13 protein-coding genes and 1 riboswitch are annotated in these 14,272 nt (G+C 69.6%); all 13 genes read right to left on the bottom strand.

The annotated features are described in order from the left end of the window. Window positions 1–96: 96 nt before the first annotated feature. Window positions 97–960: a ricin-type beta-trefoil lectin domain protein gene (locus tag ACIQF0_RS21900; protein WP_401031914.1), complete on the bottom strand. Its 864-nt coding sequence runs from the start codon at window positions 958–960 to the stop codon at window positions 97–99. Between the two features lie 123 nt (window positions 961–1,083). Continuing rightward, the gene (cobA, locus tag ACIQF0_RS21895) at window positions 1,084–2,292 is read right to left on the bottom strand and encodes a uroporphyrinogen-III C-methyltransferase (RefSeq protein WP_401031911.1); all 1,209 of its coding nucleotides are present in this window, start codon (window positions 2,290–2,292) and stop codon (window positions 1,084–1,086) included. Window positions 2,293–2,343: 51 nt separating this feature from the next. Then, complete coding sequence (locus ACIQF0_RS21890) at window positions 2,344–3,057, bottom strand: PIG-L deacetylase family protein (protein ID WP_401031908.1); 714 nt, start codon at window positions 3,055–3,057, stop codon at window positions 2,344–2,346. Window positions 3,058–3,101: 44 nt separating this feature from the next. Then, complete coding sequence (locus ACIQF0_RS21885; RefSeq protein WP_401031906.1) at window positions 3,102–3,875, bottom strand: S1 family peptidase; 774 nt, start codon at window positions 3,873–3,875, stop codon at window positions 3,102–3,104. A 125-nt stretch (window positions 3,876–4,000) separates the two neighbouring features. Continuing rightward, on the bottom strand, window positions 4,001–5,371 hold the full coding sequence (locus tag ACIQF0_RS21880; protein WP_401031903.1) for a M36 family metallopeptidase: 1,371 nt from the start codon (window positions 5,369–5,371) through the stop codon (window positions 4,001–4,003). A 103-nt stretch (window positions 5,372–5,474) separates the two neighbouring features. Then, the gene (locus tag ACIQF0_RS21875) at window positions 5,475–6,731 is read right to left on the bottom strand and encodes a cobalamin biosynthesis protein (RefSeq protein WP_360048190.1); all 1,257 of its coding nucleotides are present in this window, start codon (window positions 6,729–6,731) and stop codon (window positions 5,475–5,477) included. Further along, on the bottom strand, window positions 6,728–7,549 hold the full coding sequence (locus ACIQF0_RS21870) for a hypothetical protein (protein WP_401031900.1): 822 nt from the start codon (window positions 7,547–7,549) through the stop codon (window positions 6,728–6,730). The genes ACIQF0_RS21875 and ACIQF0_RS21870 overlap by 4 nt, the downstream gene beginning before the upstream one ends. Next, window positions 7,549–8,592 (bottom strand): SAM-dependent methyltransferase, encoded by a 1,044-nt coding sequence (locus ACIQF0_RS21865; protein ID WP_401031897.1) that lies wholly within the window; start codon window positions 8,590–8,592, stop codon window positions 7,549–7,551. Before ACIQF0_RS21865 ends, ACIQF0_RS21870 begins: the two co-directional genes overlap by 1 nt. A 30-nt stretch (window positions 8,593–8,622) precedes the next feature. After that, a complete protein-coding gene (locus ACIQF0_RS21860) occupies window positions 8,623–10,002 on the bottom strand; it encodes a cobyrinate a,c-diamide synthase (protein ID WP_360048196.1) in 1,380 nt (459 codons plus the stop codon). Continuing rightward, the gene (gene cobO / locus ACIQF0_RS21855) at window positions 9,996–10,610 is read right to left on the bottom strand and encodes a cob(I)yrinic acid a,c-diamide adenosyltransferase (protein WP_401031893.1); all 615 of its coding nucleotides are present in this window, start codon (window positions 10,608–10,610) and stop codon (window positions 9,996–9,998) included. The genes ACIQF0_RS21860 and cobO overlap by 7 nt, the downstream gene beginning before the upstream one ends. A 63-nt stretch (window positions 10,611–10,673) precedes the next feature. Beyond that, window positions 10,674–12,578, bottom strand: coding sequence for a putative cobaltochelatase (locus ACIQF0_RS21850; RefSeq protein WP_401031890.1), 1,905 nt, complete (start codon window positions 12,576–12,578; stop codon window positions 10,674–10,676). Window positions 12,579–12,615: 37 nt separating this feature from the next. Further along, window positions 12,616–12,752, bottom strand: a riboswitch (cobalamin riboswitch). Between the two features lie 30 nt (window positions 12,753–12,782). Then, window positions 12,783–13,742 carry a threonine aldolase family protein gene (locus tag ACIQF0_RS21845; RefSeq protein ID WP_401032803.1) on the bottom strand — a complete coding sequence of 320 codons (960 nt, stop codon included), beginning with the start codon at window positions 13,740–13,742 and terminating at the stop codon, window positions 12,783–12,785. A gap of 10 nt (window positions 13,743–13,752) precedes the next feature. After that, complete coding sequence (locus tag ACIQF0_RS21840; RefSeq protein WP_401031887.1) at window positions 13,753–14,259, bottom strand: helix-turn-helix domain-containing protein; 507 nt, start codon at window positions 14,257–14,259, stop codon at window positions 13,753–13,755. Between the last annotated feature and the right edge of the window lie 13 nt (window positions 14,260–14,272).

Raw genomic sequence — 14,272 nt, 5'->3', positions numbered from 1 at the left:
GACAAGCAAGGCTCCTGTGGGTCGAGACGTGCACGAAAAAACCACCGTCCAGACCGAAGCCTGAACGGTGGCAAGTAAAGCCGCAAAGTGAATTTGCTACTTCTTGGCGGCCGCCTTGAAGGTCCATTGTGCGGCGGAACCGGAGCAGGACGCCGCGGTCACCTTGCTGGACGCGTCCCGGTAGCACTTCGTGTTGTACTGCATGTCCGAAATGGTCTTGTTCGGGTTGATCGACCACTGCTGGGCCGGTCCGCCGTCACACTTCTTCAGCAGCACCTTGCCCGAGGACAACGTGGTGCACTGCTGGGGCGAACCCTGCTCCATGAACGCGCCGTGGAACTTGAACTGCTGGTTCGCGGCACCGGAGCAGGTGGCCGTGGTGAGCTGCGCGCCGGACGAGCCGCCCTGCAGGCACTTGCCGGTCGAGACGTTCTTGTACTCGCCGTTGGTGGTCTTGGGCTTCGCGCCGCCGTAGCACTCGCCGGTCGAGGTGTTGAAGATCGGCGTCGAGTCCACCTGCAGGTTCGACGGCGGGTTGAGGATGGTCTCCTCCATCACCGGCTTGCCGTCGTCGTGGTAGTTCGTGAGCGCGTCCTCGCAGTCGATCGCGTTCATGGCGTTGCCGCCCTTGCCGCCGACCCACGCGTCGAAGTGCCACAGCTTCGGGCCGCCGTTGGGGCCGTTGCCGTTCCAGTCCTGCTCACAGGAGGAACAGGAGTCCTCCATGATGAAGTACTTCTTGACCCGCGGGAAATAGATCTTCGTTCCCGGCTTGGCCTCCTTGCTGGACGTCGCGAACGTGATCGGGTCCGACCACGTGCCCTTCCCGCCGGCGGTGTCGTGGATCTGCGGGTAGGCGATGTCACCACCGGGCGGCGTGTTGTCGTACCAGCCGTAGAAGGTCCAGAAGACCTGTTGGGGTGCCGCGTTCGCCGGGGCCGAAACAACCAAACCGGACATCGCAAGCAAAATGCCTGCCGCCAAAGACAGGACGCGTTTCATGCGGGCCTCCGCAAAACCGGTGGACTTAGGCGGCGTGGTTGCAGAGTCCACCGGATGCGCGGCTTTTGTAAAGAAACTTATCTAACTATTTGCGGAAGCAATACCAGCGACGGGACCGACCACGATGATCGCCGGAGGACGAACCTCCCAGGTCTTCACGTCCGCACCCAGTGAGTCCAAAGTGGACCGAAAAACGCGCTGGGACGCCGTGCTGCCCTCCTGGATCACGGCGACGGGCGTCGAACCGGGGCGGCCTTCCATCAACGCCGTGGCGAACGCACCGGCTCGTTCGACGGCCATCATCAGCACGACGGTGCCGCGAAGGCGTGCGATCGCGGACCAGTCAACGAGAGAGCGCGGATCATCTGGGGCGACGTGACCAGACACGACGACAACCTCGTGCGCCACGCCTCGGTGCGTCACCGGCACACCGGCCAGCGCAGGCACACCGAACGCCGACGTCACGCCCGGCACCACGGTCACCGGGATCCCGGCCTCGGCGCACGCCAGCAGTTCCTCGAAGCCGCGCCCGAAGACGTACGGGTCGCCGCCCTTGAGCCGGACGACGAACTTCCCCTCCTTGGCGCGGTCGATCAGCGTCTGGTTGATGAACTCCTGCGTCGCCGCACGGCCGTACGGGATCTTCGCCGCGTCCACGACCTCGACGTGCGCGGGCAGTTCCTCCAAGAGCTCGCGCGGCGCCAGCCGATCCGCCACGACCACGTCCGCGTGCGCCAGCAATCGCTTGCCCTGCACGGTGATCAGCTCCGGATCGCCGGGTCCGCCACCCACCAGCGCCACACCGACGGGCGGGGCGGCCTGGTCCGCGATGCGTCCGTCGCGCAACGCCGCCACGAGCCCGTCCCGCACGGAGGCCGAGCGGCGGTGCTCACCACCCGCCAGCACACCGATCAGCATGCCGTCGTGCGTACCGGTCGCGGGCGTCACGGCCGTGCCCTCAACGGCGATGTCCGCGCGCACGCAGAACACACGCTGCGAAAGCGCTTCTTCGCCGATCTGCGCGTTCACCTCGATGTTGGACGTGCACGCCACCACGTACCAAGCACCCTCGACGTCACCGGCCTCGTAACGCCTCTCGTGCCACGTCAGCTCGCCCGCGTCGACCATGCCCTGCACGGCGGGTGTGACGGACGGCGACACGAGCTCGACGACGGCGCCGGACGCGATCAGGCGAGGCAGACGGCGCTGCGCGACCGTGCCTCCGCCGACCACGAGGACGCGCCGGCCCCGGAGGTCGAGGCCGGCCAGGTAGTGCTGTTCAAAGGGCATGCGTAGAAGCATCCACACGGGACACGCCGTGTCCAGCCGAAGGGAACATGGTCACAGCGTCAACAGCTCGAAAGAGGTGGCCAGCACTCCCCCGAACCGCTTCCCGGTGTTCTCCGCCATCGAACGGAGGAACGCCGCCGGATCGGCCATGTCGCCACTCAGCGCCTCCAGGTACGCCTTGTGCGCGCGTAGAGAGACCACGGAGGCATAGAACGAGTCGGTGATGTCCACGGCGTGCGTCGCCAACGGCGAGGACGCCGCCGCCAGGTACTTCACGCCTTCCCACTTCTCCAGGCCGAGCTCCGGGAAGATCCACCGGTTGCCCGCGTCTCTGACCGCGTCGACGGTGGCGCGTCCGACGGCGATGTGGTCGGCCATGTTGAGCCCGCCGCCCGGCCAGGTCTCGCGGTAGTTGCCGGTGATCACGAACTCCGGCTGGTGACGGCGGATGGCGGCCGCGATGTCACGCCGCAACGGAAGTCCGTACTCGATCGTGCCGTCCGGGTGGTCCAGGAACTCGACCTCGGTCACGCCAACGGCCACGCACGCCGCGATCTGCTCAGCGACCCGCAACGGCCCGCAGACACTCGGTTCTATCGAGTCGATGCCGTTCTCGCCGCGGCACGCGAGCAGGTACACGATGTTCTTGCCTTGGGCGGTCCACCGCGCGATGGCGCCTGCACCGCCGTACTCCATGTCATCGGGGTGAGCGACGACGACCAGCGCGTTCGACCAGTCTTCCGGTACAGCTTCCAGATCAGCCATGCGTGCAGGGTGCGCGCCGGGGCACGCACCCTGCAACAGATGGCTCAGAGCTGAGCGGTGATCACCGAGTAGTAAGGCGCGATCCGCCCGTACACGCCGGGGTAGCCCGCGCCGGCACAGCCGCGGCCCCACGAGGTGTCACCGATGAGCTTGCCGCCGAACACCAGCGGGCCACCGGAGTCGCCCTGGCAGGTGTCGGTGCCGCCCTGCGGGAAGCCCGCACACACCATGGAGGTGTTGCTGTACTGCGGGTACGCGGTCTTGCAGGTCGCGTCCGAGGTCAGCGGCACATTGGCCTTGAGCAGGTACCGCGAGGCGGAACCGCCCGAGGACGTGGTGCCCCAGCCGAGGATCAGCGCGGAGTTGCCGGCCGTGTAGAGCGCGGTGTCGGACGGCGTGGCCAGCGGCAGGGTGGCCGAGTTGATGCTGCTGGCCAGCGTCAGCACCGCGACGTCGTAGCCGGCGGTCGCGGTGGTGTAGCTCGGGTGCACCCAGATCTTGGTCACGCTGACGACCGTGCCCGCGGTGCTCTGCTTGTCGTCACGGCCGTGCACAACGCGCACGCTGGAGGCGGAACTGCCCTTCACGCAGTGCGCGGCGGTGAGGACCTTGTTGGCCTTCACCAGCGTTCCACCGCAGAACTGCGATCCGGACGAGGACGCCAGGTAGACGACCCACGGATAGGTGGAGGTGCTCGCTCGCGTACCGCCGACGATCATCGGCGACACGTCACTCGCGGTGGCCGGGGCGATGAAGAAGATGCTCGCGAGAGCGGACACCACGACGGACACGATCAGGCGATGCAGGGTTTTCGCCATGTTTGCCAGTCCTTCCCGATGACACTGTGTGTGCAGGGTGTACAACTGCGGCACACACAGCGTCACGGGCGAGGATTCGGCGGCGTAACCGCCATTAGTCGCACATGTCCGACTTCACATTTGACCTATTTGAGAATGTCGCGGGCTTTGAACGCGGCCGTAACCGTGGCGGCATCCGCGTCGCCGTAGAGCTTCTTGGCCGTGGCGACGGTCGCCTCGGCGGCGGCCTTGAACGTCGTGTTCGGCGTGTAGGAGAACTGCGACTCCAGCACGATCTTCGCCGCCTTGTCCCGGCCGAACGCCTTGAAGACGTCGAACAGCGCCCGCGACCAGATCTGGCCGTCGAAGTGCACCTCGTTCTGCCGGTCGCCCACCTTGAGCTCGGTGTCGGCGCGACGGATGCAGTGCGGCGTCGTGGTCGTGTACGAGGTCGAGTCCCAGTCCATGATGCACGCCAACGGGGTCTTGGCCGTGTCCTGCGAGTCACGCGAGGACAGCACCAGCGCCCACCAGTCGCCGAAGCCCTCACCGATCGAGCCGCCGTCCAGTGACGAGCCGAAGCCCGGCACCTGGGCGTCCTGGATCGCGTGGCCGAGCTCGTGCCACACCACCTCGACGTCCTCGGCGTCGTCCACGCCACCCGTGCCGAAGGTGATCTGGTCCTTCGACGGGTCGTAGAACGAGTTGTCCTCGGTCAGGCCGAGCGTGGTGATCTTCTGCGCCTCGTTGTTGATGTTCTTGAACCCGAGGCTCTGGATGTACTTCTGCGCCTCCGTCACGCCCCAGTAGGCGTTGACCTGCTCGAAGAAGTCGTTGGTGCGGGTGTACTCGAACTTGTTGCTCTTGTTGTACGCCAGCTTGCTCTTGGCGCCAGTGATCGTCGCGTAGCTGCCCTTGAGGTAGCCGGAACCGTCCAGATCGGACAGAGTGACCGACTTGTACGCGGCGGCGGGCACGGCCGAGTCGGCGTCGTTGGCGTCCTTGAGGTTCTGGTTCTGCTGCGAGACAACGGGGTTCGGGCTGAACACCTTGCCGGTGCCGTTCGCGTGCTTGACCAGGCTCTCGCTCTTCACGACGGCGCCGGACTCCGCGTGCACCAGCGTGCGCTCGGATCCCTTGCCGTTGTCGGAGATCACCTCGTAGACGAGGCCGGTGCCGGGCAGCACCTTCAGGTTCGCGCCCTCGGGGGCACTGACCTTGGTCTTGGCGTCCTCTGCGGTCACGGCCGGGGTGACGTCGACCGAACCGACGGCGAGCCGGCCGTCGTCGACGGTCTTCACCCCGGTCGCCTTGTCGACGTGCTCGACGTAATAGGCGCCCAGCACTGGTTTTCCGTCGTAGGTCTGCTCGTACCACGTGTGCGTGGCGGTCAGGGAGTCGCGAACGGTCAGCAGCCGCAGGCCTTCCTTCGGCGCGGCGGCCTGGGCGGTGATCGTCAGCAGGGACAGCGCGACGCCGGCGGTGCAGGCGACAGCGACGAGACGACGGGCTCTCATGCCGGTCTCCAGTGCTTTCGGGCCCGGTGCAGGGGTGGGCCGTGTGCATGGCGACGCTAATCAAGAAAACTTCAGCGGAGACCCTACGAAAGAAGGAAAAACATCAGTGTTCCCATACTCCGGGAACAACAATTACGTCGGCTTCGACCGGATTGTCCAGCGTTGGTCCGGTTCCAAAAGCGACGAACGCGACCGCGGCCCCACGTGAGGCCAAATCGCACGCGCCCTCATGACCGACTTCGGTGCCAGAGCGCAGAAGCGGTCCGACGGCGTCGATCGCCTCCGGGGTCCCGATCACGAACGCCGCGCGGCGAATTTCCGCCTCGGCTCGGGGCGTGCGTTCCTCCGCCGAACCCGGCCCGAGCCCGACCAGCGCGAGGCGACCACGCGGCAGCACCCGTGCCGCGGCCACGGTCACGTTGTCCCGCTTGAACTTCTCGGCCGCCAGCTCGATCGGACCGCCGTGGCCGATGCTCCGCGCGCCCCGCAACGCGGCCGCCTCCGCGACGCTCGCGGTGCCCATCGAGTTGCGCACCACCGAGCTCGGGTTCGGCACGCCGATCTCGGCGAGTTCCTCGGTCGGGAACGTCAGCAGCTCGGCGGTGTCACCGTGCCAGAAACCCCAGTCCTCCACGGCGTCGACAATGCCGGGTTCGTCCGCCTTGGCGTCCGCCGTCGCGAATGCCTTGATGGCACGCAGATCCAGACCACCGTGGGTGTCCAGTTCCGACAGTGCGGCACCCACGCTCGTGGCCGACGCACCCCGCGTCGAGCCCACACCGACGACGAGCGTGCGCGGCACGATCCGCAGCACGTTGTCCTTGGTCGCGGCGGCCCGGTCGTCGATGACGATCACCCACGTCGCGTCCTCACCGCCCGCCACGACGTTGGGCGGCAGCGCGGGCAGCGGGAAGTTCAACGGGTTGCGCAGCACGACCTTCTCGCCCGCCTCGATGGCGGCGGTGCAGGCCGCGACGTCGCCGTCCGCGGTGGCGTCGAGCTGTTCGACCAGCTCGTCCAGCACCGAGTCGATGGACGGGCCGCTGGTCACCACGGCCGTGCGGTTCAGCAGATCGGCGACGTGGCGGGCGAACACGTCCACGTCACCGGCCAGCGCGACGACGAAGTGCTCGTCCACGCACACCACGGCGGGGTCGGATCGCTTGTCCCGCAACAGGGGCGCGATCAACCGGACCGCCGCGGCCGCGTCCAGGAACAGCACGACGGCACCCAGGCGGGGCCAGAGACCGCGGACAGCGGGCTTGACGGGACCGTCGGGGACGACCGCGTCGGCACCGAGCAGCCCGGCCAGATCTGCGGCGTCACCACGCTGGGCGGCACCGGCGAACACACCGATCACTTCTTGGTTCCCCACAGCACGGTCACCGGCACGGCCGGCGCGAACCCGGAGTCGAGCAGGCGCGAGGCGGTCCAGTGCACGCCCTCGACCTCGTATCCGGCCGCCTGCAACGCGTCCCGCGCGGGCACGATCTCGTCCACGCTCTCGGTCGCGACGACGACGCGCTTGGCCGACGCCGCCGCGCTCGCCTTGACCGCGCTCAGGTTGCCGCGGCCGACGAACACCGCGTCCGGGCGCGGCAACGAGGGCGCGTCCAGTTCGGCTTCCTCAACGCGGACGTCGACGCCGTGCGCGGACGCGTTCGCGATGATGCGCACGCACTGCACAGGATCCGGCTCGACCGCGATCACCGCGGCGCCGAGCCGGGCGCACTCGACGCCGACCGCGCCGGAACCGGCCAGCACGTCCCACACCAGCACGCCCGGACGGGGGGCGAGGCGGGCCAGCACGAACGCGCGGACCTCGGCGCCGAGCACGTGCGTACGGCTCCCGAAGGCGTCGTCCGGCAGCGCCCAGCCGTCGTTCGCGCGGAGGAACTCGTTGTCCGCCAGGCACAACACGGCGTCCGGGGCGGTCCAGCGCCTCGTCACCGCGTCGCGCGGGTCCACAGTGGTCAGTTCGCCCGAGTCCTGCACGATCAGCGATCGGCGCCAGCCCGCGAGACCCGCGCCGATCTCGGCGGGCCCGATGCCGGCGGCCAGCTTGACGAGCACGGCGGAGCGGGCGCGGCACACGTTCAGCGCGGGGCGCAGGCCGTCCGCCGCGTCGACGATCTCGACGGGGCGGCCCGCTGCCTCCAGCAGCTTCTCGAACGACATCAGTTGCCGGCGGTGCGCTTGGGCTTACGGGCGGTCGGCCGCTTCTTGGGAGTGGCCGTCGAAGCGCGGACCGTCGGCGGCTTCGGCTTCTCCGCCGCGACCACCACCAGCTTCGGCTTCGGCGCGGGCTCCTCGGCGGGCTTGCGCACCGACTGTTGTATTTCCTCGACCGCCGTCCACGCCGGGTTCGGCTCGGCGACGGGAGCGGTGGCCGGCGCGGGCGAGGACGCGGGAATGGGCTCGTCCACGCGGGTCGCGATGCGCGAGGCGGCGCGGCGGGACCAGCGGGTCGGGCGGGCGGCGCGCAGGGGCTCGTCCACCGACGCCGTCGCCGAGGCCGACACACGACGCGTGGGCGCCTTCACCGCGGCACCGACGAGGAACAGCGTCGGGCGGTACAGCTTGTGCTGCTTCACGACGGATTCCAGCTCGCCGACCGTGGTGTGCACGACCAGTTCGTCGGCCTGGCTCACCTTGTACGCGACGACGACCGGCGTGGCCTCGGAGTACCCGCCCTGCAGCAGCTTCTCCACGAACTGGCCGGTGCGCGCGCCCGAGACCGTGGCGGCCATCGTGGTCTGCAGCGCGGCGAACTCACTCACGAGCTCGCTGCTCTCCGGCGAGATCAGCACGGTGGACGACGCCTCGGTCAGCGTCAGCTCGCGGCCGATCTTCGCGGCAGCGGCGGCGACGACGGACACGCCCGGCACGACCTCGGTCTCAAGCCCGAGACGCACGCACAGGTCGTGCTGCTCCTGGACGCCACCGCCGGTCGCGGCGTCGCCCGAGTGCAGACGCACGACGACCTGACGTGACGCGGCAGCACGGCGGTACACGTCGGTGATCTCCTCGGGCGTGACGCGCGAGAAGTCGACCAGTTCGGCGTCGGCACGGGCGTGCTCGCGGACGCACTCGGCGTCCACCGCTGTGGGCGCCCAGATGACGACGTCGGCTTCCGCGATGCGGCGCGCGCCTCGGAGAGTGATGAGGTCGGCGGCACCGGGACCGGCGCCGACGAAGGAGACCCGACCGGTCGTCGTCACGACAGCTCCACAGGGGGTTTGGGGAGAGACTTAAGCGATGACCGTACCGTCTGCCACTCCTGCCACGAACGGGTGGCAGGCCCGCACGAAACGGGCTACGGCCTCCGGATCACCGGCGGGGTGCGTGTGCAGGTACGACGCGTGCACGCCGCCCATCACGAACCCTTCGGCGACGGGCCGTGAGTCGACGCCGCGCCAGTGCCACGCGGGCGGGGTCGAGTGCGGTGTGGACAGCTGGGTCCGGTGGAACTCGTGGCCGGTCACGCGGCTGCCGGGCGGGTGCAGCGGTGAGCTCGCGGAGGCCACAGCGTCCCGATAACCGAGGGTCAGCTTCGGGGTCATGAACCCCTCGGCGTCGAGCACGCCGCACATCGGGTGCCCGTCCAGTGATCTCGCGAGGTACAGCAACCCTCCGCACTCGGCGTGGACCGGCGCACCCGAACGAGCGAACCGAGCCACTGCCTCGCGCAACTTCGCGTTGCCGGACAAAGCTTCCGCGTGTTGCTCCGGAAATCCGCCGGGCAGGACGAGGCCCGCCGTGCCCTCCGGAAGATCTTCGTCGTGGAGCGGATCGACGACGGCGACGGCTGCTCCTGCCGCCTTCAGCACCTCGACGTGCTCGGCGTAGCCGAACGTGAACGCCGCTCCGCCCGCCACGGCGACCACCGGTTCGTTCCCGACTCGGTCGACCTGAGGTTCCCACGCGGCGACGGCCATCGCGGGCACCGACGAGGCCAGTCTGCGGACCGCGTCGAGATCGACGTGCTTGCCCACGGCGGCGGCGATCGCGTCGACCGCGGCGACGGCCTCCGGCCCGTGCTCCGCCGCCGTCACGAGCCCCAAGTGCCGTGAGGGCAAGGAGAACTGCGGATCGCGCGGCAGCACGCCGAGCACGTCGAGGCCCACCTCGTCGCACGCCGACCGGAGCACCTGCTCGTGCCGTTCCGAACCGACCTGGTTGAGGATCACGCCGCCGAGCCGGACGGTGGGGTCGTAGCCGCGGAAGCCGTGCAGCAACGCGGCGAGCGACCGGCTTTGCCCGCGTGCGTCCACGACGAACAGCACGGGCGCGTTGATCAGCTTGGCCACGTGCGCGGTCGAGCCGATGCCCGCGGTGTCGATGCGGCCGTCGAACAGGCCCATCACGCCCTCGACGACGGCGATGTCGCAGCCCTTGGAGCCGTGCGCGAAAAGGCCGGGGATCCGGTGCTCGCCGACCATCACGGGGTCGAGGTTGCGGCCTGGCCTGTTCGTGGCGAGCGAGTGGTAGCCGGGGTCGATGTAGTCGGGTCCCACCTTGAACGGCGCGACCCGCGACCCGGCCCTGCGCAACGCGGCCATCAGGCCCGTCGCGACGGTGGTCTTGCCGCTGCCAGAGGCCGGGGCCGCGACGACCAGCCTGTTCACCACTCGATCCCCCGCTGGCCCTTCTGCCCGGCGTCCATCGGGTGCTTGACCTTGGTCATCTCCACCACGAGGTCGGCGGCGTCGATCAGCTTCTGCGGCGCGTACCGGCCGGTGATGACGACGTGCTGGTGGCCGGGCCGGTTCGCGAGCGTCTCCACCACCTCGTCGACGTCGATCCAGCCCCAGTGCAGCGGGTAGGTGAACTCGTCGAGCACGTAGAAGCCGTGTCGTTCGGCGTTGATCCGGCGCTGGATCTCGTGCCAGCCCTCAAGCGCGGCGGTGGCGTGGTCGTCCTCGGTGCCCTGCTTGCGGGTCCAGGACCAGCCCTCGCCCATCTTGTGCCACTCGACGGCGCCGCCCTCGCCGGTCTCGTCGTGCAGCTTGCCGAGCGCCTTGAACGCGGACTCCTCGCCGACCTTCCACTTGGCGGACTTCACGAACTGGAACACGCCGATGTCCCAGCCCTGGTTCCAGCCGCGCAGCGCCATGCCGAACGCCGACGTCGACTTCCCCTTCATCTCACCGGTGTGCAGCATCAGCAGCGGCCGGTTGCGGCGCTGGCGGGTGGTCAGGCCGTCCTTCGGCACCTCGGTGGGTTGTCCTTGAGGCACTGGGATTCTCCTTGCTCGTTGGTCGCTGCTCCGCAGACTCCGGCGAGTTCGCCGGACGCGAACTCACGCGGCCCGGACGACGCCGGCGAGGTGGTCGGCGCTGAGCTGGTCGAGCTTCACGCAGGTGCCCTGCAACGCCTCGGCGATCTTCTGCGCGAGGCCGAGCCGGACGTGGCCCTGTTCGCAGTCGACGACCACGACGGCGGTCTTCTCCAGCAGGGTGGCGGCCTTGAGCGCGTCCTTGGTCGGGTCGCCGCCCAGGCCGGACGACGTCGCGCGGCCGTCCGTGAGCAGCACGACGAGCGGGCGCTTCTGCGGGTCGCGCATCCGTTCGATCTCCAGGACGCGGTGGGCCTTCAGCAGGCCGTCCGCGAGCGGGGTCCGGCCTCCGGTGCGCATCTTCTTGAGGCGGGTGGCCGCCGCGTCCACGGAAGTCGTCGGGGGCAGAGCGACTTCGGCGGTCTGGCCGCGGAACGTCACCACGCCGACCTTGTCCCGGCGCTGGTAGGCGTCGCGCAGCAACGAGATCACCGCGCCGCTGACGGCCGACATCCGCTTCTGCGCCGCCATCGAGCCGGAGGCGTCGACGACGAACAGGACGAGGTTCGACTCCTTGCCCTCCCTGACCGCCTTGCGCAGGTCGGAGGCGGTGAGCAGCAGTCCGGGGCCACTGCGGCCACGTGCTCGTTGGTGGGGCGCGGCGTTCGTGAGCGTGTCGACCAGGTGCAGCCCGTTGCCGTCCACTTTGGACGACCGGACGATCCGGCCGGTGCGCGCGCGGGCCCTCGAACGCTTGCCGGGCGCGCCTTCGCCGACGCCGGGAACCTCCAGCAGCCGCGCCTTGAACGCGGGCGAGGGTTCCGGCGCAGGACTGTCGCTGGGCGCGTTCCCGTTGCCCTTCGGGCCTTCCTGCGGCTCGGGCAGCTCACCGCCGCCGGGGCCGTCGTCGTCCGGGCCTTCCTCCGGCTCCTCCGCGTGCTCGGCGGCCTGCTTCATCGCGTCCTCGAGCTGCTGCTCCTCGATGCCGGGCTCGTCGAACGGGTCGCGCCGCCTGCGGTGCGGCAGGGCGAGCCGGACGGCGGTCTCGACGTCGGTCTCCTCGACGGTCTCGGCGCCTCGCCACGCCGCGTGGGCGGTGGCGGCACGGGCGACCACGAGGTCCGCGCGCATGCCGTCGACCTCGAAAGCCGCGCAGACAGCGGCGATCCGGCGCAGCTCACTGTCCGGAAGGGACACTTGCGGCAGCTTCTGCTTGGCGTCGGCGATCTGCTGCTTGAGCTTCGCGTCCTCGGCCTCCCACTTGGCCGCGAACGTCACGGGGTCGGCCTCGTAGGCGAGCCGGCGCCGGATCACCTCGGTGCGCACGCTCACGTCCCGCGCCGCCTTCACCGCCACGGTCAGCCCGAACCGGTCGAGCAGCTGCGGCCGCAGCTCGCCCTCCTCGGGGTTCATGGTGCCGACCAGCAGGAACTGCGACGGGTGCGAGACCGACACGCCCTCGCGTTCCACGTGCGCGCGCCCCATCGCGGCGGCGTCGAGCAGCAGGTCGACCAGGTGGTCGTGCAGCAGGTTGACCTCGTCGACGTAGAGCACGCCGCGATGCGCCGCCGCCAGCAGCCCGGGCTGGAACGCCCGCACGCCCTCGGTCAGCGCCTTCTCCAGGTCGAGCGACCCGACCAGCCGGTCCTCGGTGGCGCCGACGGGCAGTTCGACGAGCTTGGCCGGTCGACGGTCAACGCCGTCGTGCGGCCCGTCGGGGCAGTCGGTGCTGCCGGGCACGCAGCCGAACCGGCAGCCTCGCGACACGTCCAGTTCGGGCAGGAGCGCGGCGAGGGCACGCACGATGGTCGACTTCGCGGTCCCCTTCTCGCCGCGGACCAGAACGCCGCCGATGCCGGGATGAACGGCGTTCAGCAGCAGGGCAAGCCGGAGGTCGTCATGGCCGACGACAGCCGAAAAGGGGAACATGCTCGGCGAAGTCCTTCCTCGGGTGTCCACGCCCGCGGTCGGTGATCAAGAGGGGAACGAGTTCCTGACTCCCGGTTCTCTCACTACCGGTCACAGTCGCGGGACGGCGCCGGATTCGCACCGGCTTCCTCGCACTCCCCTCACAGCCCCGGCATCGTCGCATTTCGCACCGCCGGGTCCAACAGCCAGGTGAGCGACGTCGCCCTAGATCAGGCTCTGGAACTCCGCCCAGGCCTCCGCGACCTCGTCCGCCGTCCACTCCAGCGCGGGCTCGGCGATCGTGATCTCGTTCTTCGCGAGCAGGCCGTCGCGCCAGAAGTTGCCGAGGAACTTGCCGCTCACCTCGGTCAGCCGCTTCGGGTCGCCGGGCAGGTGCAGCGCGAACTGGTGGGTGTGCGGCTCCGGCAGGCCCATGGCGGACGCCACGACCTTGGCGTGCTCCACGTAGGTGCCCAGCCGGGGCAGCACGGTGTCCAGGCCGTGCAACGCGGACAGCGCCGCCGGCCACTGCTGGAACAGCATGCCGCCGTACCGGTGCCGCCACACCCGTGCCTGGTCGACGAAGTCCTGGGTGCCGGCGAGCGCCGCGCCGGAGATGCCTTCGAGGGACTTGTAGAACGACACGTAGACCGAGTCGAACAGGCCCGCGATCTCGGGCAGCGGCTTGCCCAGGCCGAAGGTGCTCTCCCACAGTCGCGCGCCGTCGAGGTGCACGACCGCGTCTCGTTCGCGCGCGGCGTCGACCAGCGACGTCAGCTCGTCCCACGTCGGCAGGACGAACCCCCTCTCGCGGTCCGGGACCTCCAGCAGCAGTGTCCCGTACGGCTCGGGGCAGGTCGCGACCTCGGAATTCTCGACCTTGATCGGTCGCAGGCCGGACAGCACGGTCAGCGCGTCGTCCTCGTGGTTCAGCGGATGCGCCTGCGAGTGCATCGCGACGATCGGGTTGTGCGTGCGGTCGGCCCAGCAGCGCAGGGCGATCTGCTGCGCCATGGTCCCGGTCGGCACGAACAGCGCCGCCTCGGTGCCCAGCAGTTGTGCGACGCGGGTCTCCAGCGCGCCCACCGGGCCGCCATCGCCGTAGCGGTCGGGGTCGACGTCCGGCACCGGGCCGAGCCTCTCCAGGAGCGTCTTCTTGCGGGTTCCGGAGAGCTGTCGGTTCATCACCCAGGCATCAAACCTCAGCGGCGAGCGTGTCCGCGAGCGAGATAACGCCCGCCCGGATCTCGGCCGCCGTCATGCCCTGGGCCAGCAGGAACTCGATGTGCTCGCCTCGCAGCACGGCCAGCACGGTGTGCGCCTTGAACGTCGAGCCGACCAGCCGGGCCAGCCGCTCGACGGTGATCCGGAAGTTGCCCTCGCAGCTGCGGACCGTCGTCCGTTCCACGGCGATGACCAGCGGCAACGACGCCAGCACGTGGTCGAACAGGGTGCCGGCGAACTCTCCGGCGGAGCGGCACTCCAACGACGCGGTCTGAATCCAGGAGGCAGCGGTGGCGTCGACCACGGCGCCCACCAGGCCCGCCTTGTCGCCGAACCGCCGGAACACGGTGCCCTTGCCGACGCCCGCCGCGACAGCCACGTCGTCCACCGACACGGCGTCGATGCCGCGCTCGCCGATCAGCCGGGTGGCGGCGGCCAGGATCGCGGCCCTGTTGCGGGCGGCATCGGCACGTTCCAACGAACTCTCCCTT

This window comes from Lentzea sp. NPDC092896, from assembly GCF_044754905.1.
In the GTDB taxonomy this organism is placed as follows: Bacteria; Actinomycetota; Actinomycetes; order Mycobacteriales; family Pseudonocardiaceae; genus Lentzea.
Note: the sequence above shows the minus strand (reverse complement) of the source record. Positions and strands in the feature narration are given on the sequence as shown.